Here is a 23876-nt window from a genome sequence, read left to right as displayed (position 1 = left end):
AGTCCCCGCGTGTTGGGCGTAGAAATCCGCCCATGGCGAAGGAGAGCTACGACGACCTCATCTTTCAGCTCGGCGACCTCGCCCGGGACAGGCTCCCGGGCAAGCCGAACTGCCCCCGCTCCATGGACCGCGTCTACAAGGCGGAGGAGGCGGTGGTGGCGCGCCGTGACGAACTGGCGGCGCTCGAGCAGGAGATGAACGACGAGGACGCCGGTTATCAGGCGTTCCTTGACGAACAAGAGGCGGAGAAGGTCGGCCACCAGGCCATCGTCCGCAAGTGGAAGAAGGCGGTGGATGCCATCGACGGCAAGGTGAAGGACCTGCGCAAGACGCTCGCCACCAAGCGCGCGGAGCTGCGCTACGCCGCCGACGGCCTCCTCAAGCTGGAGGCGAAGATCGCCGACATGGAGCTGACGCGGCAGGATGTCGCCCGCATCGACGTCGCTCGCACCAACCTCAAGAAGAACCGCCTCACGCAGATGCGGCTGGGCCGGGAGGTCGAGGACCTGGACGAGCGGCTGTCCACCGCCCTCACCCCGGAGCCCGGTCAGCCCGGCTCCGCCGGCATCCTGGCCCACAAGCGCCTGCTGGAGATGGAGGACGAGGCCGAGAACCGACTGGCCGAGCATGATCGGCGCATGGCGGAAGTGGACCAATCCATCGCGACGTTGGAGGAACAGGTCAAGGCCGCCGAGGATTATCTGGATCAAGCGCTGTTCCTGTTGGGCGAGGACGTGTACGCTCAACGAATCGCTGACGCGCAACTCGCGGCCTTCTACCCAAGGCTTGATCGCGCTCAGTGAGGTGCTCCCCCGCCCGTAGTGCTTGACGTAGGGGGTATGTCTGCTACATTGCGCCGCTTCCTGGGGACCGCAGTTCAGTTCGCGGGCCAGATCATTGATTTTATTGGGTTTTTCCGCGCCTACGCGCGCTGGCAGTGTGAGGACGACGTGAAGGGTCTGATTGGCAAGAAAATCGGGATGACCCAGGTGTTCACTGACGAGGGCAACCTCGTTCCCGTGACGGTCATCGACGTGAGCACCTGCCAGGTCGTGGGCAAGCGTACTCCGGAGAAGGATGAGTACTCCGCGGTCACCCTGGGCTTTGGTGAGATTCGCGAGAAGATTCTGAACAAGTGCGAGCGGGGCTTCTTCAAGAAGGCCAACGTCCCGTACCGCCGCCACGTGAAGGAGTTCCGCGTCACGGTGGAGGAGGCCTCCTCCTTCAACGTCGGCGACGCCGTCAAGGCGGACCTCTTCTCCAAGGGCCAGCTCGTGGACGTCACGGGCGTGACCAAGGGTCGTGGCTTCTCCGGCGTCATGCGCCGCTGGAGCTTCAAGGGTTCGCAGACCAAGACGCACGGTACGCACGAGTATCAGCGTCACCCGGGCGCCATCGGACAGCGCAAGACGCCGGGCCGCGTCTACCCCAACAAGAAGATGCCGGGTCACTACGGCGTGGAGCAGGTCACCACGCAGAACCTGACCGTCGTTGACGTGGATCTGGAGAAGGGCCTTGTGCTGGTCAAGGGCGCCGTCCCCGGCCACAACAACGCCATCGTCTTCCTGCGCCCCAGCATCAAGGTGGCCATGCGCGAGCAGCACAAGGCCGCGCGCCGCGGTTGATCCGCTGCTGAGCGTCTTCTTCTGAAGCGCTCTTGACGCCCCGCTTCCGGGCCCGACTCGTCGGGCATCCGGGCGGGGCGTTTTCTTTTGCGGGCTTCGCTGGGGCCGGGTGGGCACGGGTGTGCCCCCGGTGGGAAGGCGCGGCCCGAGTCCTGCCCTGGCGTGGGCACTTCTCCGCCCTGAAACGTTGACCGGTGGGCGGCGCGAGGGCCCGAGGGTGAAAATAATTCCGCCTCGTGGCCCGAATGCCTTGTCGTGAGTGGAAGCCGTGCGCACATGGATGCGCCACGAAGGGACCTGGCGTCGGGTGACGCAGGCGCCCTGGATGGGGGAGGCTTTGAACTCCCGCACACGGCGGCCCATCCCCTTGGGCCGGGCAGGAACCATGAACGCACGCACGCTCCGCGTCTTCGCTGCACTGCTGGTCTGGCTGGCGGCCACTGGGGCCGCCGCGCAGGACGACGAGGCTGTCCTCGACAACGTCGTTGTCCGCAATCGGCTGTACGAGCCGGGTGGCCACCTGGAGGTGTCTCTGGGGGTGGGGTTGCCCGTCCAGTCGCACCTGACGGCGCACTACTTCTTCACCGCTGGCGTCGCCTACAACCTCTTCAACACCTTCGCCCTGGAGGCGCGCGCGGGCTACGCGGCCAGCCGCCACACGGGCCTGGCGCGCTCCATCTCCGAGAGCTTCCTGGCGCGCGAGGACAAGCGCGTCACCGACGAGCTGGAGGACCTCTGGGAGATGAACTTCCACGGGGTGGCTGGCATCCGCTGGGCGCCCATCTACGGGAAGCTGAGCCTCGTGTCCGACTTGCCGGCGCACTTCCAGGCGTACGTCTGGGCCGGCGGTGGCGTGGGCAGCTTCCAGCGCAACTCCGTCATCCAGTGCTCGCAGGTGGTGGACCGCCAGCTGGGCGTCTGTGACAACCGCACCTCGCTGGAGGACCGGGGCTCCGCGTCGGAGAACTACTGGGTGCGCGAGACGCGCATGGCGCCGGTGGTGTCCGCGGCGGTGGGCTTCCGCTTCTTCATCCTCGACAAGCACGGCGTGCGGCTGGAGCTGCGCGACTGGGTGTTCCGCGACAACTACCGCGTCAACCTGGTTCGCGACGACTGGGAGGCGGGGCGGGTGACGGGTGACGTCGCCTCCAGTCCCGGCCTCACGCACCTGGTGCAGTTCGACCTCGGCTACACCTTTTCCTTCTAGGGACTCCTGAAAACCATGCGACCGATTCTGTCCCTCGCGCTCCTCGTCGCGGCGGCGGCCCAGGCCGCCCCACCGCGCTTCCCGACGCCCGCTGTCGTGCTCGCCCAGGCGGAGGAGGCTCCATCCGTGCCCGGGCCGGGCGCGGAGACGTCCGTGCCTCCGCCTCCCGCGCGGCCTCCGGAGCCGAAGCTGGAGGTGCCTCGCGCCCCCACGTCGCGTCCGGAGCCCACCGTGCCCACGGAGGCCGCCAGGGCGCCGCAAATCGAGCCCGCGCTCGCGCCCATGGACGACGCGCAGGACGAGCAGCCCGTCGTCTCCGAGCCCGAGCCCGAGCGCGACGTGGCCGCGCCGGTGACGCCGGACGACGCGCCGGTGCTGGCCTCGTCGGACGAGGCGCCGCGCACCACGGACGTGCAGCAGCAGCGGCTGGTGAACGGCGCGCCGCTCTACAACCCGAACGTGTCGCTGCACATCGTCCAGAAGAAGCGCTTCGCGGACGAGAGCAAGCACGAGCTGGCGCTGTACCCGGCCGTCGTCCAGGTGAACGGCAAGTACACCAACCACGCGGGCACGGCGCTGCACTACATCTACCACCTGCAGGAGAACTTCGGGCTCCAGGTGACGGGCCAGTACAACTGGCACACCAACGAGAGCGACTTCAACCTGGAGCTCATCGACAAGGTGCGCGAGCAGGCGCAGGCCGCCTCATCGCTGCTGCTCGTCTGGGGCGCGCAGGCGGGCGTGGAGGTGACGCCGCTGTACGGGAAGTTCGCGTTCCTCGACGACAAGCTGGCGCAGTTCAGCCTGGTGCTGAGCGGCGGCGCCGGCGTGGGCTCCACGCGGCACCTCATCCGTCCCGAAGTGTCCAACGAAGTCGACGGGCAGCGCTACAACGTCCCGGCGCGCTTCGGTGACACGGGCACCAAGTTCCTGGGCTCGGTGGGCGGCGGATTCCGCCTCCAGTTCGGTGAGTCGTACGCGCTGCGGCTGGAGGTGAGGGACCTCATCTACACGGCGCGCGTGGACAAGGTGGACGGCTGCAACCTGGCGGACTTCGAGCAGTTGGAGGCCGCGCGCGCCAGTGGCCAGGAGTTCGGCTCGCTGCCGCTCAGTGGCGGTTGCAAGTACGAGAAGTTCGACGGCGTGGACCCGAAGACGAAGAAGAACTACCGCGAGGACATCATCCTCGGCCGCGACCTGGTGTCCGAGCCGTCCTCCGACGTCCTCAACAACATCAGCTTCTACGCAGGCTTCTCGTTCCTCTTCTGATTGCGCCCATGAAGGCACGACTCGCCATGAAACGACTGCTCCACATCCTCGTCGTCCTGGCGCCGTTCGCGGTGGCCGCCCAGCAGGACTCGGGTGGCTACAACCGCGCGCTGGCCGCCTTCAACGCTGGTGACTTCGACACCGCCGCGCCGCTCTTCTTCCAGGCGTCCGAAGCCGGTGGTGACGCGGAGACGAAGGGCAAGGCGGAGTACTTCCTCGCGCAGTCGCTCGCGAAGAAGGGCCTGCCCGTCTCCGCCTTCATTTCCTATGCGGCCATCGTCAACGCCGGGCCCTCGCACCCCTCGTACCTCAAGGCGGTGGAGGGACTGGTGGACATGCAGCAGCAACTGGATGAGCAGAACCTTATCCCCAGCATCCTCAACCAGGCGTACTCGGAGGAGGTGCGGGACAAGTGGGTGACGCTGCCCAAGGAGGTGCTCGCCCGCATCAACTACCTGGTGGGCACGGTGAGCCAGCGCCGCATGCGCTTCGAGGAGGCGCGCTCGCTGCTGGAGGCGGTGCCCAAGGACAGCCGCGTCTATGCGAAGGCGCGCTACCTGCTCGGCGTGGTGCTCGCGGACCCGCGCTTCCCGGGACGTCCCGGCGAAGGCGAGGCGCTGGACAAGGAGGCGCTGGCCGCCTTCAACGCCTCGCTGTCCTCGAAGGAGCCGCAGGTGGAGCTGAGGGCGACGCAGCACCTGGCCCTCATCGGCCTGGGCCGGCTGCACTACCGCCGAGGCGAGTACGCGGACGCCACCGTCGCCTACGAGCAGGTGCCTCGCTACACGCGGTACTGGGACCAGGCCCTCTTCGAGAACGGCTTCGCGCGCTTCCAGAACGAGGACTTCGGCGGGGCGCTCGGCAGCCTCCAGGCGCTGCACGCGCCGCAGTTCGCCGGGGCCTTCCAGCCCGAGTCGTGGATCCTCAAGTCGACCGTCTATTACTACTCGTGCCTCTACGACGAGGTGAAGACGACGCTGGCGGCCTTCGACGAGCTGTATGGCCCCATGGCCAAGCAGCTGGAGCCCTTCACCGCCGAGGACGGCGACCTGGTGCAGGCCTACAACCTGGTGGCCGCGGAGAACCGCCGGCTGCCGCGTCCGGTGTACCTGTGGCTGCGCAACAACGAGCGCATCCGCGAGGTGATGCGCGTGCTGGAGAAGCTGGACGAGGAGAAGAAGGAATTGAGCGGCGGCTCGTGGCGTGGCACGCCCCTGGCGAAGCAGACGGTGGCCTCGCTGGAGGACGTGCGCGGCACGCTGCTCCAGGTGGGCGGCACGCTGGCGCGCAGCCGCATCCGCGAAGCGGCGGACAACCTGCGGACCTTCTCCGACCAGGCGGAGATCATCCGCGTGCAGACGGCGCTGGACGAGAAGGACTTGCTGCAGGCGGGCGTGGACCAGAAGGCGCTGCTCACGCGTCAGTCGCTCTACCGGCCGAAGATGCCGGGCGCGGCGTGGAACTACTGGAAGTTCCAGGGCGAGTTCTGGATCGACGAGATTGGGTACTACCAGTACACGCTGAAGCGTGGCTGCCCGGCGAAGACAGCCGAGCAACAACAGCCGTGACGCCATGGGCCATGGTCGCCCAGACATCGTCCACGAGGGGACCTCCTTGGCGCACATCAGGTGCCGAGGTGGTCCCCTTCGTCGTTGTCGGAAGCGTGAACCCTGTCGCAAGAGGCGTTCCACACCACTTCTCATTCGTGGAGTGCGCGTCTACTTTCGTTCGTCCCTCGTGCCCGGGCGAACGGCTGCTCGGTGGTCGGGGCGGCTTCACAGTCGGGAGCTCGCATGAAGGTGGTGCTTCGTTTCGGTGCGCTGGCGGTGGGCGTTGCGCTCGCTACTGGCGGCGGGGTGGGAGAGGCGGCGGAAGCGCCAGCGCGCAAGGCGGTGAAGAAGCCCGCGGCGACGTCGGCGTCGAAGACTCCCGGTGCGGCGGACAAGGGCAAGAAGGGCGCCCAGGCGAAGAAGGCGGAGGAGAAGGCGGCCCCGCCGCCGGGTGTCGCGCCGGAGGACGTGCGGCGCGGTCCCGCGCGCGTGAAGCCCGCCACCGCGAAGTTCGCCGACATCCCCCGCATCGCGGACTCGCGCAAGAACGCGCTGGCGGACAAGAAGCGCGACGAGGCGATTGAAGCCTTCAAGCGCCTCATCCCCAAGCTCCAGGACGGCAACCCGCAGAAGGCGGAGATGCTCTACCGCCTGTCGGAGCTGTACTGGGAGAAGTCCAAGTACCTCTACCAGATGGAGATGGAGCGCTTCCTCGCGGAGGAGAAGAAGGCCGACGCGGCGGAGGCGCGCGGCGAGAAGGTGGAGGCCCCGAAGCGCGACCATCGCGAGAGCGAGCGCTACCGCACGGAGACGATGGGCATCTACGAGGACATCCTCCGTGGCTACCCGCAGTACCCGCAGCGCGACGAGGTCCTCTTCTCCATGGGCTACAACCTCTACGAGCTGGGCCGGCGCGAGGACGCCGTGGCCCGCTACGAGGAGCTCATCAAGGACTTCCCCCGCTCGCAGTTCGTGCCGGACGCGTACATCCAGCTCGGCAATCACTACTTCGAGTCGAACAAGCTCATCCCCGCCAAGGCCAACTACGAGAAGGCCCGCGACTCCGGGGTGCCCAAGATCTACGGCTACGCCGTCTACAAGCTGTCCTGGTGCGACTACAACACCGGTGACTACGACGCGGGCCTGAAGAAGCTGCACGAAGTCGTGGACTACGCCGCGAAGCAGCCGGAGATGGGCGACCTGCGCACCGAGGCGCTCAACGACCTGACGGTCTTCTACGTCCAGTTGGATCAGCCCAAGCAGGCCATCACCTACTTTCGCGAGAAGGCGCCGGTGAAGCGCCAGGGCCGCCTCATCGCGAAGACGGCGGCGGGCCTGGTGGACGCGGGCCACTTCGACAGCGCCATCCTCCTCTATCGCACGCTCATCACCGATGAGCCCATGGGCGCCAGCGCGCCCGAGTACCAGCAGGCCATCGTCCGCGCCTTCGAGGGTCTCCGCCAGCGGCAGCAGGTCCGCAAGGAGATGAAGCTGATGGTGGACCTCTACAGCCCGGGTGGCGAGTGGTGGAAGGCCAACGAGGGCAAGGCCCCCGTGCTGCGCAACGCCTTCAACGTCACGGAAGAGGCGATGCGCGTCATGGTGACGGAGTACCACCAGGAGGCGCAGAAGACGCGCCAGGTGGAGACGTACCGGCTCGCGCGCGACATCTACAAGCAGTACGTGGACGCCTTCGCCTCCAGCTCCAACCCGGAGTACGTGGCGGACTCCGCCTTCAACCTCCGCTTCTTCTACGCGGAGATTCTCTGGGCGCTCGAGGAGTGGCAGGTCGCCGCCGCCGAGTACGACGCGGTGGTGGCGTTCAAGATTCCGGACCGCGACTCCGCGCGCGAGGTCTCCAGCGAGAGCTACCGCAAGAGCGCCTCGTTCAACGCCATCCTCGCCTACGACAAGCTGGTGAAGATCGAGCGCGGCCAGCTGGCCAAGAGCGACCTCAAGGACGGCCAGAAGGTCGACGAGAAGAAGGACAAGGGCGACGTCGCGCGGCAGAAGATCGTCAAGCGCGACGCGAAGGAGAAGGAAGAGGAGTCGCTCACGAAGTTCGAGGAGCGGCTGGTCTCCGCGTGCGACACGTACGTGAAGCTCTACCCGGGCACGCAGGATGAAATCGACCTGCGCTACCAGGCGGCCGTCATCCTCTATGACCGCAGCCACTTCGTGGACGCGGCGCGGCGCTTCGGCGAAATCATCGAGAAGTTCCCCGAGGAGCGGCGCTCGCGTGACGCCGCGGACCTCACCATGTACGTGCTGGAGAGCCGCCAGGAGTGGCTGGAGCTGGCCACGCTGTCGCGCAAGTTCCTCGACAACAAGAAGCTGTCCAAGCCCGGCTCCGACTTCGCGATTCGCGTGGGACGCGTGGTGGAGGGCAGCCACTACAAGTGGGTGGACGAGGTCGTCTACAAACAGGAGAAGAACCCGAAGAAGGCCGCCGAGGAGTTCCTCAAGTTCGTGAAGGAGTTCCCCAAGTCGGAGAACGCCGACCGCGCGCTCGTCTACGCCATGTCCATCGCCCAGGAAGCCGGCGAGCTGGACCGTGGAATCGAAGCGGGTGAGCGCGTCCTGGCCGAGTACCCGCGCAGCCCCTTCGAGCTGAAGGCGCGCTACACGCTGGCGGGCCTCTACGAGAAGGTCGCCGACTACCGCAAGGCCGCGACGCTGGCCGAGTCCTTCGTCGCCGAGTACGACGCCGCGCTCAAGGCCGGTGAGCCCGAGGCGAAGAAGGCGAAGGACGCCCGCGCGAAGACGACGGCGAAGAAGGGTGACACGCCGGGAGGCGAGGAGGACGCGGATTCGCGTCGCGCGCAGAAGGCCGCCGAGCGCAAGTCGCTGGTGGCCGAGGCGGGGGCCTGGGTGGCGGATGCCCAGTTCAACGCGGGCGTGTGGTGGGAGGGCGCTGGCGAGGGCCAGAAGGCCGTCTCCGCCTACAACGCCTACGTGGCGCGCTTCAAGGAGCGCAAGGACGTGCCGCAGGTGGCCTACTCGGCCGCGCTCGTCTGGGAGAAGGAGCGCAAGTGGAGCGATGCGGCCCGGGCCTTCGGCGCCTTCGCGGACGGCTACGGACGGGACTCGCGTGCCACGCCCGCGCAGCTCTACCTGGCGCGCTACCACGAGCTGCTCGCGTGGCAGCAGCTGAAGAACGCGCGGGAGCAGGAGCGCGTGCAGGCGGAGCTGGTGCGCGCGTACAGCAAGCTGCCCGAGGCGGTGCGCAAGGAGGACGCGACGCTCAACGCGTATGCTCACGCGCGCTTCCTGGCGCTGGAGCCCTCGTGGAAGCGCTACGCGGACATCCGCTTCACGCGGGTGAGCACCATCCGCCGGGATTTGACCGCCAAGCAGCGCGAAATCCAGCGCATCGAGAAGGAGTACCTCGGGGTGCTGTCCACCGGCTCGGGTGAGTGGGGCATCGCGGCCCTGACGCGCATCGGCCTGGCGTACGCGGACTTCGCGCGCAACATCATGGACTCGCCGGACCCGACGGGGCTCGACGAGGACCAGCTCGGCATGTACCGCTCGGAGCTGGAGACCCTGGCGCTGCCGCTGGAGGACAAGGCCAACGAGGCGCTGGAGAAGGCGCTGGAGAAGTCCTACGAGCTGGGCCTCTACGGCCCGTGGACGCTGGCCGCGCAGGACCAGGTAAACCGCTTCCACCCGGGCGCCTACGCGCAGGTGAAGCAGGTGGGCTACCGCAACAGCGACTCGCTCGTGGCGGCTGAGCTCGCCAAGGAGCCGGGAGGTCCCGCGGGCGCCACCGCCACGCCGGCGACGAACCCGGAGCCGCCCGCCGCTCCCGCCGAGCCCGAGGACGGCGCTCCGAAGCCGCCCGCCTCGGACGATAGAACGCAGGCACCCACGGCCGCGGTGCTGGAGGTGCGGCCATGACTCGCGACACTTCGAAGATCTCCACGGGAAAGATGCCGATGAAATGGTTCCGCTCGATTGTCGTCGGCTCGCTGGCCTTCACCGCCGGCTGCGCGACGGGTCCTCAGCAGAAGCCCTCCGCGATGCCGGAGACGCAGGCGCCCTCCGCGCCCGTGGCCTCGGCGTCGCCCGCCAAGCCCGCGCCGACGGAGACCAACGCCTCGGATACGTTCGCCCAGGCCATCCAGGCCTATGAGGCGGGAGACCTGGACACCGCTCGTCAGGGCTTCGAGAAGGTGCTGGCGAAGTCGCCGCAGAGCCTCAACTCGCAGTTCAACCTGGGCGTCATCGCCGAGCGCCAGGGCCGCGTGGACGACGCACGCGGCGCCTACGAGAAGGTGCTGCTGCTGGAGCCGGCGCACACGCCCTCGGTGGTCAACCTGGCCAACGTCTACCGCGCGCAGGAGCGGGGCGATGACGCGATTGCGCTCTTCGAGAAGGCGCTGAAGACGCCGGGCCGCGCGCATGACGCCGCGCTGCTCAACGGCCTCTCCGCGACGTACCGGCAGCTGGGCAAGCTGGACCAGTCCGAGGCCACCGCGCGCAAGGTGCTGGAGCGCAACAAGGACCACCCGGGCGCGTACAAGAACCTGGCGTACGTGGCCTACGCTCGCGAGAAGTACCGTCAGGCGGAGCTGCTCGTGGGCACCGCGCGCAAGCACGCGGAGAAGGACCCGGCCCTCTACAACCTGCTGGGCATGGTCTACCTGAAGCTCGATGAGCGCCCCCGCGCGCTCGCGCAGTTCCAGAAGGCCGTGTCGCTCGACGAGAAGTACGCGCCGGGCTACCTCAACCTCGGCGCGCTGGCGCTCAGCTATCGCGACTACGCCGGCGCCGAGAAGGCCTTCAGCCGCGCGCTCGAGCTGGAGCCGGACTCCACCGAGGCGCGCCTGTCGCTGGCCTGGGCGCTGGATGGACAGAAGGGACGCGACTCCAAGAAGGGCCTCGCGGCTGGCGAGGCCTTCGAGAAGGTGCTCGCCAATCGCGCGGAGCTGCCCGAGGCCGTGTGCGGTGCGGGCTGGGCCTTCGCCTCGGACCGCGCGGGCTGGGAGCGCGCCGTGGCCTTCCTGGACCGCTGCAAGACGCTGGAGTCCACCACTGAACAAGAGCGGCAGATGATCACCGCCAAGGTCACGGGCCTCCAGAACATGCTCAAGGCGCCACCGCCCGAGGCAGTCACCGCGGGCGCCGAAGGCGAGAAGAAGGACGAAGCCACCGGCGGCGCGGGCTCCATGCTGAACCAGCTCCCGCAGGACGCGAACGCACCCGCGGAGGGCGCGCCCACCGAGGACGGTGCCGAGGCCGCCGAGGGCACGTCACCCGAGCCCGCTGACAGCGTGCCCGCGCAGCCGAGCGGGGAGGGCACGGGTGCGCCTGCTCCCGCGCCGGTGCCTGCGCCCCAGGGGGCGAGCGCTCCGACGCAGCAGGGCACGAGCCCCGCGCCCACGAAGTAGGACGGCAGGGATGACAGGGCAGGGGGGAAGTTTTTTCCATCCTCCAGGCCCCCAGTTGGAAGGCGGCGAGCGAGTTCCATAGGATTCAGGGACTTGGGTTTGGATCGCCCCGTGCAATGACTCGCGGGAACCTCTTCGAGAACCCGCTGTCACACCCGAGGAAGCAACAGGAGGTTTGGGTATGAGACGTCTGGCATCGACGGTGACGGTGGTGGGGCTGCTGTTCATTGCGCCGGCGGCGGTGGCGCAGGAGCAGGGTCAATCGAAGGACACGGTGAAGGTCATCCAAGAGGAGGACCGCACGGTCTTCCAGAAGAAGACGGTGATCGATTTCACCGATGTCGCGGTGGAGGGTGAGCTGACGAAGCCAGAAGGCTCGTACATGATCCACCGCAAGAAGACCGACTTCCAAAGTCTCATCAAGGTCCGGGAGAACTTCGACCCGGAGCTTCAGAAGTCGGTCGACAACCTCTAGCGGCGGCGGTCAGGCGTTTTCGGGAGCGGAAGGGAAGAAGGAAGAATCCTCATGGCGGCGGCGAAGAAAAACGGCTTGACCCTTCGAATCACGGGGCCTGATGGCTCCACGGTGGAAACCGTTTCGGAGGCGGAGAGCGTTATCGTGGGGTCGGGCGCCCAAGCGGCGGTGAAGATTCAGGATCCGCGGGTCTCCAATCTCCATGTAATGCTCAAGGTAGACAAGGACGGCTCGGTAACGGCCATCGACCTCGGGAGCGAGGGCGGCACGGAGGTGAGCGGCCAGAAGCTGGTCATCCCCACGCCACTCAAACCCGGGGACGTGCTTCGCGTGGGCGGCACGCGGGTGGAGGTCCTCTTTGGAGGCGACCCACCCGAGCGTCAGGCTCCCGCGGGAGCCAAGGTGTCCGGACCGCGCTTCCAGGGCTCGGTGACGCAGCGGGCGCCGACACCGGTGCCCATGGCGGTACCGCAGGTGGTGACACCTCCCTCGGCGGGAGCTGGCACCACGAGTGGAGGGTTCGTCTTCACGAGCCCTCGCCCCAATCCAGCCCAGTCCGTGGGCGGACTGCGCACCGAGCGCGTGACACCGCCCGCGGTGAATCGCGTGGGACCTCCACCTCCGCCTCCGGCGGCGCGCGTGGAACGTCCTGCTCCGGTGCCGCACGCGCCGCCCATCACCGTGGCGCCCAGGCGCGCGGTGCTTCCTCACCTGCAGGAGCAGCTCCCGCCGGAGGCCATGCCCACGGCGAAGGAGAAGGTGCTCCAGGTGTCGATGCTGTGGGGCGACACGCTGCTGTCCGTGCAGCACTTCAAGGACGGCGTCCCCGTCACCATCGGCGAGGGGAAGAAGAACTTCTTCCACGTCTATGCGCCCTCCGTGGGCAAGCGGTACGAGCTGGCGGTGGGCCGAGGGGACGTGCTGGAAGTGCACGTGCCGGCGGGCTCGGGTGCCATCGTCACCGAGCGTGGGAACGTGAAGTCGAAGGACGCGCTGCGCGCGGCGGGGCAGCTCACCGGGACGGCGGAGGACAAGGAGCAGGTCTTCAAGCTGGGCCTGCATGACCGCGTCGAGGTGTCGTTCGGCACGGTGGCCTTCGTCGCTCGGTACGTGAAGCCGTCGCCGGCGATTGCAGCCAACGCGCTGGTGGAGGCGGACTACACGTTCTTCAAGATCACCGCCATCTGCCTGATGGCGGGCGCGGCGGTGGTGCTGGCGATGGCGCTGACGCCCCGCGCGGAGCGGGCTCCGCACGACGACATCTTCGAGTCCCAGCAGCGCGTGGCGAAGTTCCTCGTCACCCCGGAGAAGAAGCTCGAGGCGAAGAAGCTCCAGCTCCAGGGCGTGGAAGAGGGCGCGAAGGCGAAGGACGAGGAGGGCAAGTTCGGCAAGGAGGACGCGAAGCAGGCGGAAGCGGCTCCGTCCAAGCCCGGCACGCCCGTCGTCGACAAGACGAAGAAGGAGAAGGACCGCCAGGTGGTGGGCAAGGTCGGCCTGTTGGGCGCGTTCAAGGGCATGAAGGGTGGTGCCTCGGACGTGTTCGGCCCGGGCGGCTTCGGCACCGGCCTGAACAACGCGCTGGGCGGCCTCAAGGGCGGCGGGGCCATGGGTGACGCGCAGGGCGTGGGTGGCCTGGGCTCGCGTGGCGCCGGCACCGGCGGTGGCGGCACGGCCATGGGCATCGGCGGCCTGGGGACCAAGGGTGACGGACGCGGCGCGGGCGGCTCGGGTGGTATCGACCTGGGCGGCCGTGGCAAGTCCATCACCAAGGTCATCCCCGGCAAGACGACGGTGGTGGGCGGCCTGGACAAGGACGTCATCGCCAAGGTCATCCGGCGCCACCAGAACGAGATCAAGTACTGCTACGAGTCGGAGCTGAACAAGGATCCGAGCCTGGCGGGCAAGGTCGCGGTGGCCTTCACCATCGACCCGGCGGGTGCGGTCTCCGACGCCACCGTCTCCGAGTCGACGCTGGGCAACTCCAAGGCGGAGCAGTGCATGATTTCCCGCATCCGTCGCTGGAAGTTCCCGGAGCCCAAGGGCGGCGGTGTGGTGGCGGTGACGTATCCGTGGATGTTCTCGCCGGCCGGTTCGGAAGGCGAGGGGTAGCGGACGCGAGCACCGTCGAGACGGCCTGACTGTCTCTCAAGTGGCGTGGACGGAACGGTCCACGCCACTTTCATTTCAGCCCCTGATTGCCGAAGTGAGGGGGGCGTCATTAACGTCCTGCGCCGCTTCCGGTTGGACCGGGAGGGCACCGCGTGGGGAGGACCCGTGAAGAAGTCCCAGCTGGTTGCCGCGCTTGTGTTGCTGTCGTCTCCGGCCCTCGCGGCCACGCCCCTGGAAGGGGTGGAGTTCCAGCCGCGCCGCGGCTTCTTCACCGACACGAACATCGGCGTGTTCTTCACCGTGGGCGGTGAGAACGCGTACTCGAACGCGCAGACCTACCTGCAGCTCGGCGTGGGCTACGACTTGACGGAGCGCATCTCCCTAGGCGCGCACTTCGGCATGGGCTCGTCCGCGCAGAACTGCTTCGCGGGTTACCTGCCGGGCACGGAGACGTGCGCGCTCTCCGACAACTTCACCATGCAGTTCCTGGACGTCACGGCCGCGTACCACGTGCGGCTGATGGACCGGCTGTACCTGACGCCCAAGCTCGTCGCGGGCTACACGCGGATGGACCCGGCGCCGGTGGACCCGGACGAGGGAGACCCCGGCCGCGCCGTCAGCTCGCCCAACGCGGGCGTGGGCGTGGGCCTTGAGTACGCCACGGGCATGGACCACTTCTCCGTGGGCGCGGACCTGCTGGCCCGCTACGTCATCGGCCCCAACATCACCTCCTTCGCCATCTTCCCGAAGGTGAAGTACACGTTCTGAGCGTCGCGCCCCGTGGCCCCTGAGCCTGGACGCACGAAGGGCCCGCCCCCGGAAGCATGGGAACGGGCCCTCGGTGCTACACCGGCCTGGGGCCGGCGTCGGGACTAGTCGGCCGCGCGCTCTTCACGCTTGCGGTCGCGCTCGGCGCGGTAGCGCTCGCCCACGGCCAGCGCCTTCTTGCGCATGCGCACGGACTTGGGCGTCACCTCGACGAGCTCGTCGTCGGCGATCCACTCCAGGGCCTTCTCCAGCCCCATCTCGCGAGGCGTGGTGAGGATGACGTTCTCGTCGCGGCCAGCGGCGCGGATGTTGGTGAGCTTCTTCTCGCGGCAGCAGTTGACGTTCAGCTCGGACTCGTGAGCGTGCTCGCCGATGATCATCCCCTCGTACACGGTGGTGCCGGCGGAGACGAACAGGGCGCCGCGCTCCTGGATGCTGAACAGCGCGTAGGGCACGGTGTCGCCCAGGCGGTCCGACACGATGGCGCCGCTCTTCCGCTTCGGGATGTAGCCGAACCACGGCTCGAAGCCGTCGAACTGGCTGCTCATGATGCCCTCACCGCGCGTAATCGTGAGGAACTCCGAGCGGAACCCGATGAGGCCACGCGCGGGGATGCGGAACTGGAGGCGGGTGCGTCCCGAGCCCAGCTGCGTCATGTCCGCCATGCGGCCCTTGCGAGGCCCCATGCGCTCCGTCACCACGCCGACGCTGTTCTCCGGCACGTCGCAGAACACCAGCTCCATGGGCTCGTGCAGCACGCCGTCGATGTGCTTGGTGATCGGCTCCGGGTTGGAGGCGGTCAGCTCGTAGCCCTCGCGGCGCATGTTCTCGATGATGACGGCCAGCGCGAGCTCGCCGCGGCCGACGACGCGGAACGCGTCAGGCGTCTCCGTGTCCTCCACGCGGACGGCCACGTTGCGGTAGGACTCGCGGTACAGGCGCTCACGCAGGTTGCGGGAGGTGACGAACTTGCCTTCCTTGCCAGCCAGCGGCCCGTCGTTGACCTTGAAGATCATCATCATCGTGGGCTCATCCACGGTGATGCGCGGCAGCGCCACGGGCTTCTCCGGGTCGCCGAACGTGTCGCCGATGGACACGTCCTCGATGCCGGCGATGGAGACGATTTCGCCCGGACCCGCGTCCTGGATTTCGACGCGCTTCAGGCCGGAGAAGCCGAACAGCTTGACGATCTTCCCCTGCTCGATCTTGCCACCCTCGCGCACGACGGAGATGGGCATGTTCGGCGTGAAGCGACCGGCCTGCACGCGACCCACCGCGAGGCGGCCGACGTAGTCGTCGTAGTCCAGGTTCGCCACCAGCAGCTGCGGCGTCTTCTCTTCCGACGCGGACGGGGGCGGGATGTGCTTGATGATGGCGTCGTACAAGGGCTCCAGCGTCTTGCCGGGCACCTCCAGCGACGTGGACGCCTGACCCTGACGGGCCACGGTGTACAGGACGGGCATCTCCAGCTGCTTATCGTCCGCGCCCAGGTCGATGTAGAGCGAGTAGACCAGGTCCAGCACTTCGGGAGCGCGAGCGTCCTGACGGTCGATCTTGTTGATGACCAGCACCGTCTTCAGGCCCATGGCCAGCGCCTTGGTGAGCACGAAGCGCGTCTGGGGCAGGGGACCTTCGGCCGCGTCCACCAGCAGGATGACGCCATCGACGAGGCGCAGACCGCGCTCCACCTCACCACCGAAGTCGGCGTGGCCCGGGGTGTCGATGATGTTGATCTGCATGCCCTTGTAGCTGACCGCGGTGTTCTTCGCGAGGATGGTGATGCCCTTCTCGCGCTCGAGGTCGTTGGAGTCCATCACCCGTTCGGCGACGTGCTCGTTGCTACGGAAAGTGCCCGCCTGCCGCAGCAGGTGATCGACGAGCGTGGTCTTGCCATGGTCGACGTGGGCGACGATGGCGACGTTACGGATGTTTTCGCGAGGAATCATACGAACCAAACTGAGGTGAATGGCGGGGGGGAAGCCGCGTTGTGGACAGGTCTCCCGATCCCCACCGGAACCCGGAAGGCGGGGGCTTATATGCCGTGAGTGCGGCTCCTGCAATGAGCGCGGACGCTCCCCGGGCGTTCAGTCAGGGGGTACATCCCTCCTGACGGGCTAAAGGCCGGGTATCCGGGGCATCTCGTCACCCCGACGTCACTCCCGGGAACCTGCCTGGGAGGAATTCCGTGCCTGGGAGCCCCCAGGGCTGGCGGTGGAGGGCATGCCCATCCGCTCGCGGAGGAAGCGTTCGACCCGGACCTCGACCAGTCCTGGGGCCTCCAGGGGGGCGGTGTGGGTGCCGTCGGGGATGAGGACCAGCTCGGCCTCGGGAATCCGGGAGGCCATCTTCCGCGACAGCCAGCCGGGGGTGAACTTGTCGCGCTCTCCGGCGACGACGAGGGACGGGACGTCCACGTGGAGCAGGTGGTCCCAGGCGGAGTGCTCGGACAACGAGTCGAGCGTCCGCACGAAGACGACGGGGTCCATGCGGGCCAGGTGCTCGAAGTAGGGCGCCAAATCATTGCGGGCGATGCGCTCGCGATTCATCTCCAGCGTGATGGCGAGCTGCACCGCCAGCTCCGTGCGCAGCGCCGCGTGGATGAGGCGCGCGGACTGCTCGGGGAAGCGCTCCACCACCCGCCGGAGCGTGGGGAACATCTTCTTGAGCACGTTGGAGTCGTGGAAGGTGTCCAGCGGGTTGCCGTAGCTGCCACACAGCAGCACCAGGCCCTGCACGCGGCTGGCGTAGCGGCGGTGGAACTCCAGCGCCACCTGCACCCCCATGGAGTGGCCGAAGAGGACTGCGCGCTCCATGCCCGCAGCGTCCATCACCCGCTGCAGGTCATCGCAGGTGTACAGCATCCCGATGCGCTCGCGGTCCTCGGGGATGCCGGAGCGGCCATGGCCCCGGTAGTGCCAGCGCAGCACGCGGTGGCGCCGGGAGAGGTAGGGCGCCAGGTACTTCCAGGCGAAGCCATCGCAGCCCAGCCCGTCGCACAGCACCACGCCTGGCTCGCCGTCGCCGGTGACCTGGTAGTACAGCTCCGCGCCGTCCGGGACGTGCAGGTAGTCCTGGTGGAAGTAGACGGCCTCCGCCTTCATGCCTCGGCCTCCGCCTCTTCGTCCTCGGGCATGCCCCGGTCCAACCCGTACCGGGCGATCTTCAAGATGAGGTTGGAGCGGCTGATGCCCAGCTCCCGCGCCAGCCGGCTCTTGTTGTTGCGCGTGCGCAACAGGCCCTGGTGGATCATCTCCCGCTCCAGCGCCTCCACCGCCTCGTGCAGCCGGCCGTGCGCGCGCGGGGGGATGAACGGACCGCCGCCGGGGATGACCGCGTCGCGGATGCGGCTGGACAAGAGCTCCGCGGGCAGCATCTCCAGGTCTCCGCCGAGCACCAGCAGCCGCTCGATTTCGTTCTCCAGCTCGCGGATGTTCCCCGGCCACGCGTAGGCCCCGAGGATGGCCAGCGCTTCGGTGGCCAGGCCGCGCGTGCGCTGGCCCTCGCGGTGGTGCTTGCGCAGGAAGTGGTCGATGAGGACGGGCATGTCATCGCGGCGCTCGCGCAGCGGCGGGAGCTGCAGGCGGATGACGTTGATGCGGTAGAAGAGGTCCTCGCGGAACTCGCCCCGCTTCACCAGCTCGCCCAGGTCCTTGTGCGTGGCGGCGACGACGCGGACGTTGACCTCCTTGTGGTGCGTTCCGCCCACGGGCAGGAACGTGCCCTCCTGGAGCACGCGCAAGAGCTTCACCTGGAGGGCGGGGGACATGTCGCCCACCTCGTCCAGGAAGAAGGTGCCGCCGTCGGCCACCTCGAACAGGCCCTTCTTGTCGCGCAGCGCGCCGGTGAAGGCGCCGCGCGTGTGGCCGAAGAGGGCGCTCTCCAGCAGGTTGTCGTTGAAGGCGGAGCAGTTCTGCACCACGAAGGGCTGGTCCTTGCGCGGCCCGTTGTGATGGATGGCTCGGGCCACCAGCTCCTTGCCCGTGCCCGACTCGCCGTTGATGAGGACGGTGGAGTCGGAGTTGGCCACCTTCTCCATCAGCCGGAAGATCTCCATCATCGGTCCGGAGCGGCCGATGATCTTCTCGAAGCGGTAGCGCTCCAACGCCTCGGGGGACGGGGGCGGAGCCTGCTCCTCGCGCCGCGCCAGCTCCGCTTCGTGCGTGGCGATCTCCTGCGCCGCGAACTCCAGCAGGTCGGACAGCTTCGCCAGCTCCATGCCGTCCAGCACCGGCACGCGCTCATCGGCGCGGTCCAGGTCGGAGAAGGGCGGGGCGAACTGGAGCAGCCGCGAGCGCAGCACCTCCACGTCGCGCGCGTTGAGCGTCTGTCGCGCGAAGCCCTCCACGAAGAGGCAGCCCGCGTACTCGTTGTCCACGTAGAGCGGCGCACCCACGATGCTGAAGTTGAGGTGGCAGTCGTGGAAGAGCGAGCGGCGCAGCTTCTTGTTGCCGCGGAACTTCTCGTGCAGCTGCCGGACCGATTGGCTGCAGCGCCGCAGGCCCTCCTTCGAGAAGAGGGAGATCCGGCAGAAGGGGTTGGGGGGCGGGGCGATGTCCCCGCGTTGCCACTCGTGCACCACACCCTGCCGGTCCGCGAAAAAGAGCTCCATCTGCCACCACTTGCGGATGACATCTCTCAGCATGATGATGGTGTGCAGGCTCTGGTGCTTTTCGAAGTCCATCCCTACCTCCGTCCGGCCCGCGCACCGGGGAGGGAACCGGGCCGTCGGAATCGTGTTTCACGCTTCTCATACCCCAGGACCGGACTGTATCCGCACTTCTCTCTCCCGTGACTACCTCCACTCACACTCGCGGCGGGGCAGGACACGGGCATGACGACCACGACCACGGGCATGGTCACCATCATCACGGGCATGGGCACGGGCATGGGCATGGCCCCCGGAAGGGTGGGTTGGCGGAGGAGCGACGCAAGGACCGCACTCGCCTCATTTTCGCGCTCGTTCTGACAGCGACCATCGCCCTGGCGGAGGCGGTGGGAGGATGGCTGACACAGTCGCTGGCCCTGATGTCCGACGCGGGCCACATGCTGACGGACGTGTCGGCGCTGGGGCTGAGCCTCGTCGCCCTGTGGTTCGCGGGCAAGCCGGCGGACGTGAAGAAGACGTACGGCTACTACCGGATGGAGATCCTGAGCGCGCTGCTCAACGGCGTGCTGCTCCTGGGCATCACCGGCTTCATCCTCTTCGAGGCCTGGGAGCGCTTCCAGACGCCCACGCCGGTGAAGCTGGGGCCCATGGCGATAGTCGCCACGGTGGGCCTGTTCGCGAACCTGGGCGCGCTGGGCTTCCTGCACCGCACGCACTCGATGAATGTCCGGGGCGCGTTCCTTCACGTGCTCGGGGACACGCTGTCCTCGGTGGGCGTGCTGATTGGCGCGGGCATCATGGCGCTGACCGGCTGGTTCGTGGTGGACGCCATCATCTCCGCGGTCATCTCGGTGGTCATCGTCGTGGGCGCGGTGCGGCTGGTGCGCGACGCGGTGGACGTGCTGATGGAGGCGGTTCCCTCGCACGTGGACATGCCGCAGGTGAAGGAGCTGATGCTGCGCGTGCCCGGCGTGACGGCGGTGCATGACCTGCACGTGTGGACCATCTCCAGCGGCGTGTACGCGCTCTCCGCGCACCTGGTGGTGCTGGACCCCATGGTCTGCAACAACGACGAGATCCTCTCGGCGGTGAAGCACGACCTCTTCGACCGGTTCGGCATCGACCACACCACCATTCAAATCGAGAGCGAGACCTACGCCCACCTGGGCGAGGTGCACTGAAGAGCGGGCGCTCGCCGACCTGCCCTCGCGGGTGGGGGCCGCGTAGCGGAGCGGACGCTCCCTCAAGCTTCACCTTGCGCTTTGACGCGTGCGCGGACGATTCTCCGCGCCCCATGAGCGTGCTGGACAAGGTGCTGTCACTGCGACCCGGCAACACGGTGGCCCGAGTGGGTCCGGGCTCTCGCATTCCGCTGCTCAACCCCCGGGAGCCCCTGCGCGCGCTGGCGCGCTTCCCGGTGGCGCTGCCCTGCCTGCCCCTGCAGGCGAAGGGCGCGCTGCCCGGGCTGCTGCGCGCGGCGCGCTCCGAGGACACCGTCCTGGGCCTGGCGTGTCCCCACCCCACGGCGGACCGGGGCGCGGCGGAGCGCTTCGTCGCGGCGGTGCACGAGGCGGCAGTGGAGGCCGAGCACTCCCGGCCGCTGTTCCTCCAGGCCGGGCCCATTCGGGTCAACGGCGCGGACGAGGACTCGCTCGGTCCGCTGCGCGAAGGCCTCTTCCGGGTGGTGGACGCGGGCTTCTCGCTGGTGTCCTTGGACTTGTCGCGGCTGGACTCCTACGCCGCGGTGGAGGCCGTCAACGCGCTGGCGGGCCCCGTGACGGAGCGGGAGCTGTCCCTGGAGCTGAGCGCCCCGGCGCCGGCCCATGGCGGCCTGCTGGACGCGTACCGCACGCTCTTGGAGGGCCTCACGCAGTGGAAGGTGCCGGTGCGCTTCGTGCGCGTCTCGGAGCGTGATCTGGGCGGCGGCGAGCCGGACGTGGGCATGCTGCGCTCCGTGGTGGACCTGGCCGCTGAATACGGCGCGGTGGTCTGCGTGGGCGACGTGCGCGAGGGCTTCCCCCGGACGCTGCCCACGTACGTCGCGGCGGGCGCTCGCAAAGTCGACTGCGTGGGCCCCTTCGAGCGGATCGCGCTGGGCTCCTGGTCCGCGGACCTCCGCGCGAGCGTGGAGGAGAAGGCGCGGGCCTCGGGCGTGGCGGCGGGAGAGCTCTTGAGCGTGCTGGAGGACAGCCTGCCGCCCCTGGAGCCGAAGGCGCGGGAGCGGCTGGAGGCGCTGTCATTCGCGGAGGCCTCGGAGGTCTTCGCCGCGCTGGGCGCGGTGGGCACGGGCGGCTCCGTGATGCGCTTCCTGGCGGAGAACCGGGGCGAGTAGCCGCCGCGCGGTGTAGAAGGGCCGCCTATGCGAATCGTCTCAGGCTCCGCGAAGGGCAGGGCCATCGCCGGTCCCAAGTCCACGTCGCTCCACATCCGCCCCACGGCGGACCGCGTCCGGGAGACCATCTTCAACGTGCTGGGCCAGTTCCTGGACGGCCAGCGGGTGTTGGACTTGTACGCGGGCACCGGCGCGCTGGGCCTGGAGGCCCTGTCCCGAGGCGCGGGGAACGTGGTGCTGGTGGACCAGGACCGGGAGGCCCAGGCCCTCTGTCGGCAGAACACGGACGCGCTGGGCTTCGCGAGCCAGGTGGAGCTGCTCGCCCAGCCGGTGGTCCGGGCGCTCGAGTCCCTGCGCCGGCGCAACGAGCGCTTCGAGCTCATCTTCGCTGACCCACCCTATGCCGCGCGCGTCGTGGAGACGGTGCTGGAGGGGGTGACGGGGGCGGCGCTGCTGGCGCCGAGCGGGATGCTCGTGGTGGAGCACGACAAGCGGGAGGGCGCCCCGGACGCCCATGCGGGGTTGACGCTGGAGGACCAGCGCCGGTTCGGGGACACCCTGGTGAGCTTCTACCGGGCTCCCTGACCATTGCTTGACCGGCATCCGGGGCCGTTCGAGACTCTCCGTCACATGCCGGTCGCCATCTACCCAGGTTCGTTCGATCCGCTCACCAACGGGCACCTGAGCCTCATTCAGCGCAGCCTGAAGATGTTCGACAAGGTCATTGTCGCCATCGCGGTGAACCCGAAGAAGACGCCGCTCTTCACCGAGGACGAGCGGCGCGACTTGATTCGCGACGCCGTGAAGGACCCGAGGGTGGAGGTCGACGCCTTCCACGGTCTGCTGGTGGACTACGTCAAGCGCCGAGGGGTGAGCGTCATCGTCCGGGGCCTGCGTGCGGTGTCGGACTTCGAATACGAGTTCCAGCTCGCCAACATGAACCGCAAGCTGGCCCCCACGGTGGAGACCGTCTTCATGATGACGGGTGAGGACTACTTCTACATCTCCTCCCAGCTCGTGCGGGAAGTGGCTTCCTTCAACGGCGACGTCACGGGGTTGGTGCCGCCCAACGTGCACGACGCCCTCAAGGCGAAGTTCGCGCGGAAGACGTAGCCCCGTCGCGGCACTTGTCGGGCCGGCGCCGCCGCGCTACGCATTCGCGCATGAAACTCGCCCGTCGGCTCCAGGCCATCAAGCCGTCTCCAACGCTCGCTCTCAACTCCCGCGCCAAGGCGCTCGCGGCCCAAGGCGTGGACGTGGTGGCCCTGGCGGCCGGCGAGCCGGACTTCGACACCCCGGACTACATCAAGCAGGCGGCCATCGACGCGTTGAAGGCCGGCTTCACCAAGTACACGGCCACGGCGGGCATCCCCGAATTGCGCGAGGCCATCTGCCGCAAGCTGGAGCGCGACAACGGGCTGCGCTTCACGCCGGAGCAGGTGCTCGTCACGTCCGGCGGCAAGCAGGCGCTCTACAACTTCTGCCAGGCGGTGCTGGACGAAGGGGACGAGGTCCTCATCTTCTCGCCGTACTGGGTCAGCTACCCGGACATGGTGCGGCTGGCGGGGGCCACGCCCGTCATCGTCGCCACGCGCGAGGAGGACGGCTTCGCGCCGGACCCGGACGCCATCCGCCGGGCCCTCACTCCGCGCACGCGCGCCGTCTTCATCAACAGCCCGGGCAACCCGACGGGCGCGGTGTACTCGCGCGCCGCGCTGGAGGGCATCGCCGACGCCGTGCGCGGCCATGACTGCCTCATCGTCACGGACGACATCTACGAGAAGCTCCTCTACACGGGAGAGCGGCTGGGCATCAGCGACGTGGCGCCGGACCTGGTGCCCCGGCTCGTGGTCGTGAACGGGATGAGCAAGGCGTACTCCATGACGGGCTGGCGCATGGGCTACGCGGCGGGGCCCCGGCAGGTGCTCTCCGCGATGCAGCTGGTGCAGGACCAGTCCACCTCCAACGCTTCGTCCATCGGCCAGAAGGCCGCGCTGGCGGCGCTGGAGGGGCCGCCGGACACCATCGCGACCATGGTGACGGAGTACCGCGCGCGCAGGGACTTCTTCGTGGGCGGCCTCAACGCGCTGGACGGCGTGCGCTGCAGGATGCCGGAGGGCGCCTTCTACGCGCTCGCGGACGTCCGGGGCCTGTATGGCCGTCCCTACAAGGGCAAGGCGGTGACGGGCTCGCTGCAGCTGTCGGAGATTCTCCTCGACGACTTCCGCGTCGCCGCCGTGCCGGGAGATCCGTTCGGCGCGGAGGGGTACATCCGCATGAGCTTCGCCACCTCGCGCGAGGTGCTCGGCAAGGGGCTGACGCGGCTGGGCGAGCTGGTCCAGGCGCTGCGCTGAAGCCCCGGCTTGCTTCCCCGGCGGGCCCGAGAGGCTGTCGCCGGGGAGGGGCTCAGTCCGTGTAGGCGAAGGCGCGGTACTCCCCTCCGTACGGCTTGTAGAGGAAGACACCGGCGCGGCCGGAGAGGTTGCCCACGGCGACCCAGATGTCCTTCATGTTGCGCAGGTCCAGCCCGAGCCGGGCGGGG

The 23876-nt window shown here is 68.3% G+C and carries 18 protein-coding genes; 15 read left to right on the top strand and 3 right to left on the bottom strand.

The window, feature by feature from the left end:
• The first annotated feature begins 32 nt into the window (after positions 1-32).
• The 10 genes from ACN469_RS09585 (at position 33) to cglE (ending at position 14396) form a co-directional block, all read left to right on the top strand.
• The gene (locus tag ACN469_RS09585) at positions 33-803 is read left to right on the top strand and encodes a hypothetical protein (protein ID WP_498766384.1); all 771 of its coding nucleotides are present in this window, start codon (positions 33-35) and stop codon (positions 801-803) included.
• Positions 804-950: 147 nt separating this feature from the next.
• Positions 951-1625, top strand: a complete 675-nt coding sequence (gene rplC / locus ACN469_RS09580) for a 50S ribosomal protein L3 (protein ID WP_498766382.1) — start codon at positions 951-953, stop codon at positions 1623-1625.
• A 385-nt stretch (positions 1626-2010) separates the two neighbouring features.
• A complete protein-coding gene (locus tag ACN469_RS09575; RefSeq protein WP_498766380.1) occupies positions 2011-2832 on the top strand; it encodes an outer membrane beta-barrel domain-containing protein in 822 nt (273 codons plus the stop codon).
• A 15-nt stretch (positions 2833-2847) separates the two neighbouring features.
• Entirely contained in the window at positions 2848-4101 is a 1254-nt protein-coding gene (locus tag ACN469_RS09570) for an outer membrane beta-barrel domain-containing protein (RefSeq protein ID WP_498766378.1), read from the top strand.
• Positions 4102-4127: 26 nt separating this feature from the next.
• The gene (locus tag ACN469_RS09565; protein ID WP_498766376.1) at positions 4128-5669 is read left to right on the top strand and encodes a tetratricopeptide repeat protein; all 1542 of its coding nucleotides are present in this window, start codon (positions 4128-4130) and stop codon (positions 5667-5669) included.
• 225 nt (positions 5670-5894) lie between these two features.
• On the top strand, positions 5895-9551 hold the full coding sequence (locus ACN469_RS09560; protein ID WP_498766374.1) for a tetratricopeptide repeat protein: 3657 nt from the start codon (positions 5895-5897) through the stop codon (positions 9549-9551).
• Positions 9548-11044, top strand: coding sequence for a tetratricopeptide repeat protein (locus tag ACN469_RS09555; protein WP_498766372.1), 1497 nt, complete (start codon positions 9548-9550; stop codon positions 11042-11044). Before ACN469_RS09560 ends, ACN469_RS09555 begins: the two co-directional genes overlap by 4 nt.
• Positions 11045-11225: 181 nt before the next feature.
• On the top strand, positions 11226-11519 hold the full coding sequence (locus ACN469_RS09550) for a hypothetical protein (RefSeq protein WP_498766370.1): 294 nt from the start codon (positions 11226-11228) through the stop codon (positions 11517-11519).
• Between the two features lie 51 nt (positions 11520-11570).
• Positions 11571-13628 (top strand): TonB family protein, encoded by a 2058-nt coding sequence (locus ACN469_RS09545; protein WP_498766368.1) that lies wholly within the window; start codon positions 11571-11573, stop codon positions 13626-13628.
• Positions 13629-13793: 165 nt separating this feature from the next.
• A complete protein-coding gene (gene cglE / locus ACN469_RS09540) occupies positions 13794-14396 on the top strand; it encodes an adventurous gliding motility protein CglE (protein ID WP_498766366.1) in 603 nt (200 codons plus the stop codon).
• A gap of 104 nt (positions 14397-14500) precedes the next feature.
• Here cglE and typA read toward each other — a convergent pair whose 3' ends face one another.
• The 3 genes from typA to ACN469_RS09525 form a co-directional block, all read right to left on the bottom strand.
• Positions 14501-16342 (bottom strand): translational GTPase TypA, encoded by a 1842-nt coding sequence (gene typA, locus ACN469_RS09535; protein ID WP_498766364.1) that lies wholly within the window; start codon positions 16340-16342, stop codon positions 14501-14503.
• A gap of 207 nt (positions 16343-16549) precedes the next feature.
• Positions 16550-17497, bottom strand: coding sequence for an alpha/beta fold hydrolase (locus tag ACN469_RS09530; protein WP_498766362.1), 948 nt, complete (start codon positions 17495-17497; stop codon positions 16550-16552).
• Positions 17494-19077, bottom strand: coding sequence for a sigma 54-interacting transcriptional regulator (locus tag ACN469_RS09525; protein WP_498766360.1), 1584 nt, complete (start codon positions 19075-19077; stop codon positions 17494-17496). Before ACN469_RS09525 ends, ACN469_RS09530 begins: the two co-directional genes overlap by 4 nt.
• A gap of 107 nt (positions 19078-19184) precedes the next feature.
• Between ACN469_RS09525 and ACN469_RS09520 the strand changes: the two genes are divergently transcribed.
• The 5 genes from ACN469_RS09520 to ACN469_RS09500 all read left to right on the top strand — a co-directional run bounded on the left by ACN469_RS09520 (position 19185) and on the right by ACN469_RS09500 (position 23688).
• Positions 19185-20183: a cation diffusion facilitator family transporter gene (locus ACN469_RS09520; protein WP_498766358.1), complete on the top strand. Its 999-nt coding sequence runs from the start codon at positions 19185-19187 to the stop codon at positions 20181-20183.
• Positions 20184-20296: 113 nt separating this feature from the next.
• Positions 20297-21334, top strand: a complete 1038-nt coding sequence (locus tag ACN469_RS09515) for a hypothetical protein (RefSeq protein ID WP_498766356.1) — start codon at positions 20297-20299, stop codon at positions 21332-21334.
• A gap of 27 nt (positions 21335-21361) precedes the next feature.
• Positions 21362-21919, top strand: a complete 558-nt coding sequence (gene rsmD / locus ACN469_RS09510) for a 16S rRNA (guanine(966)-N(2))-methyltransferase RsmD (protein ID WP_498766354.1) — start codon at positions 21362-21364, stop codon at positions 21917-21919.
• A 45-nt stretch (positions 21920-21964) separates the two neighbouring features.
• Entirely contained in the window at positions 21965-22447 is a 483-nt protein-coding gene (coaD, locus tag ACN469_RS09505; RefSeq protein WP_163870476.1) for a pantetheine-phosphate adenylyltransferase, read from the top strand.
• Positions 22448-22497: 50 nt separating this feature from the next.
• Positions 22498-23688 (top strand): pyridoxal phosphate-dependent aminotransferase, encoded by a 1191-nt coding sequence (locus tag ACN469_RS09500; RefSeq protein WP_498766352.1) that lies wholly within the window; start codon positions 22498-22500, stop codon positions 23686-23688.
• The last annotated feature ends 188 nt before the right edge of the window (positions 23689-23876 follow it).

Origin of the sequence: Corallococcus terminator (assembly GCF_049194865.1) — a bacterium.
In the GTDB taxonomy this organism is placed as follows: domain Bacteria; phylum Myxococcota; class Myxococcia; order Myxococcales; family Myxococcaceae; genus Myxococcus; species Myxococcus terminator_A.
The sequence above is the reverse complement of the archived record's forward strand: the minus strand, read 5'-3'. Positions and strand labels throughout refer to the sequence as shown.

Excerpts from the sequence above, each read along its gene's own strand:
- ACN469_RS09585 (WP_498766384.1), top strand. The coding sequence starts at position 33 with ATGGCGAAGGAGAGCTACGACGACCTCATCTTTCAGCTCGGCGACCTC.
- ACN469_RS09575 (WP_498766380.1), top strand. The coding sequence starts at position 2,011 with ATGAACGCACGCACGCTCCGCGTCTTCGCTGCACTGCTGGTCTGGCTG.
- ACN469_RS09570 (WP_498766378.1), top strand. The coding sequence starts at position 2,848 with ATGCGACCGATTCTGTCCCTCGCGCTCCTCGTCGCGGCGGCGGCCCAG.
- ACN469_RS09565 (WP_498766376.1), top strand. The coding sequence starts at position 4,128 with ATGAAACGACTGCTCCACATCCTCGTCGTCCTGGCGCCGTTCGCGGTG.
- ACN469_RS09560 (WP_498766374.1), top strand. The coding sequence starts at position 5,895 with ATGAAGGTGGTGCTTCGTTTCGGTGCGCTGGCGGTGGGCGTTGCGCTC.
- ACN469_RS09555 (WP_498766372.1), top strand. The coding sequence starts at position 9,548 with ATGACTCGCGACACTTCGAAGATCTCCACGGGAAAGATGCCGATGAAA.
- ACN469_RS09550 (WP_498766370.1), top strand. The coding sequence starts at position 11,226 with ATGAGACGTCTGGCATCGACGGTGACGGTGGTGGGGCTGCTGTTCATT.
- ACN469_RS09545 (WP_498766368.1), top strand. The coding sequence starts at position 11,571 with ATGGCGGCGGCGAAGAAAAACGGCTTGACCCTTCGAATCACGGGGCCT.
- typA (WP_498766364.1), bottom strand. The coding sequence starts at position 16,342 with ATGATTCCTCGCGAAAACATCCGTAACGTCGCCATCGTCGCCCACGTC.
- ACN469_RS09530 (WP_498766362.1), bottom strand. The coding sequence starts at position 17,497 with ATGAAGGCGGAGGCCGTCTACTTCCACCAGGACTACCTGCACGTCCCG.
- ACN469_RS09525 (WP_498766360.1), bottom strand. The coding sequence starts at position 19,077 with ATGGACTTCGAAAAGCACCAGAGCCTGCACACCATCATCATGCTGAGA.
- ACN469_RS09515 (WP_498766356.1), top strand. The coding sequence starts at position 20,297 with ATGAGCGTGCTGGACAAGGTGCTGTCACTGCGACCCGGCAACACGGTG.
- rsmD (WP_498766354.1), top strand. The coding sequence starts at position 21,362 with ATGCGAATCGTCTCAGGCTCCGCGAAGGGCAGGGCCATCGCCGGTCCC.
- coaD (WP_163870476.1), top strand. The coding sequence starts at position 21,965 with ATGCCGGTCGCCATCTACCCAGGTTCGTTCGATCCGCTCACCAACGGG.
- ACN469_RS09500 (WP_498766352.1), top strand. The coding sequence starts at position 22,498 with ATGAAACTCGCCCGTCGGCTCCAGGCCATCAAGCCGTCTCCAACGCTC.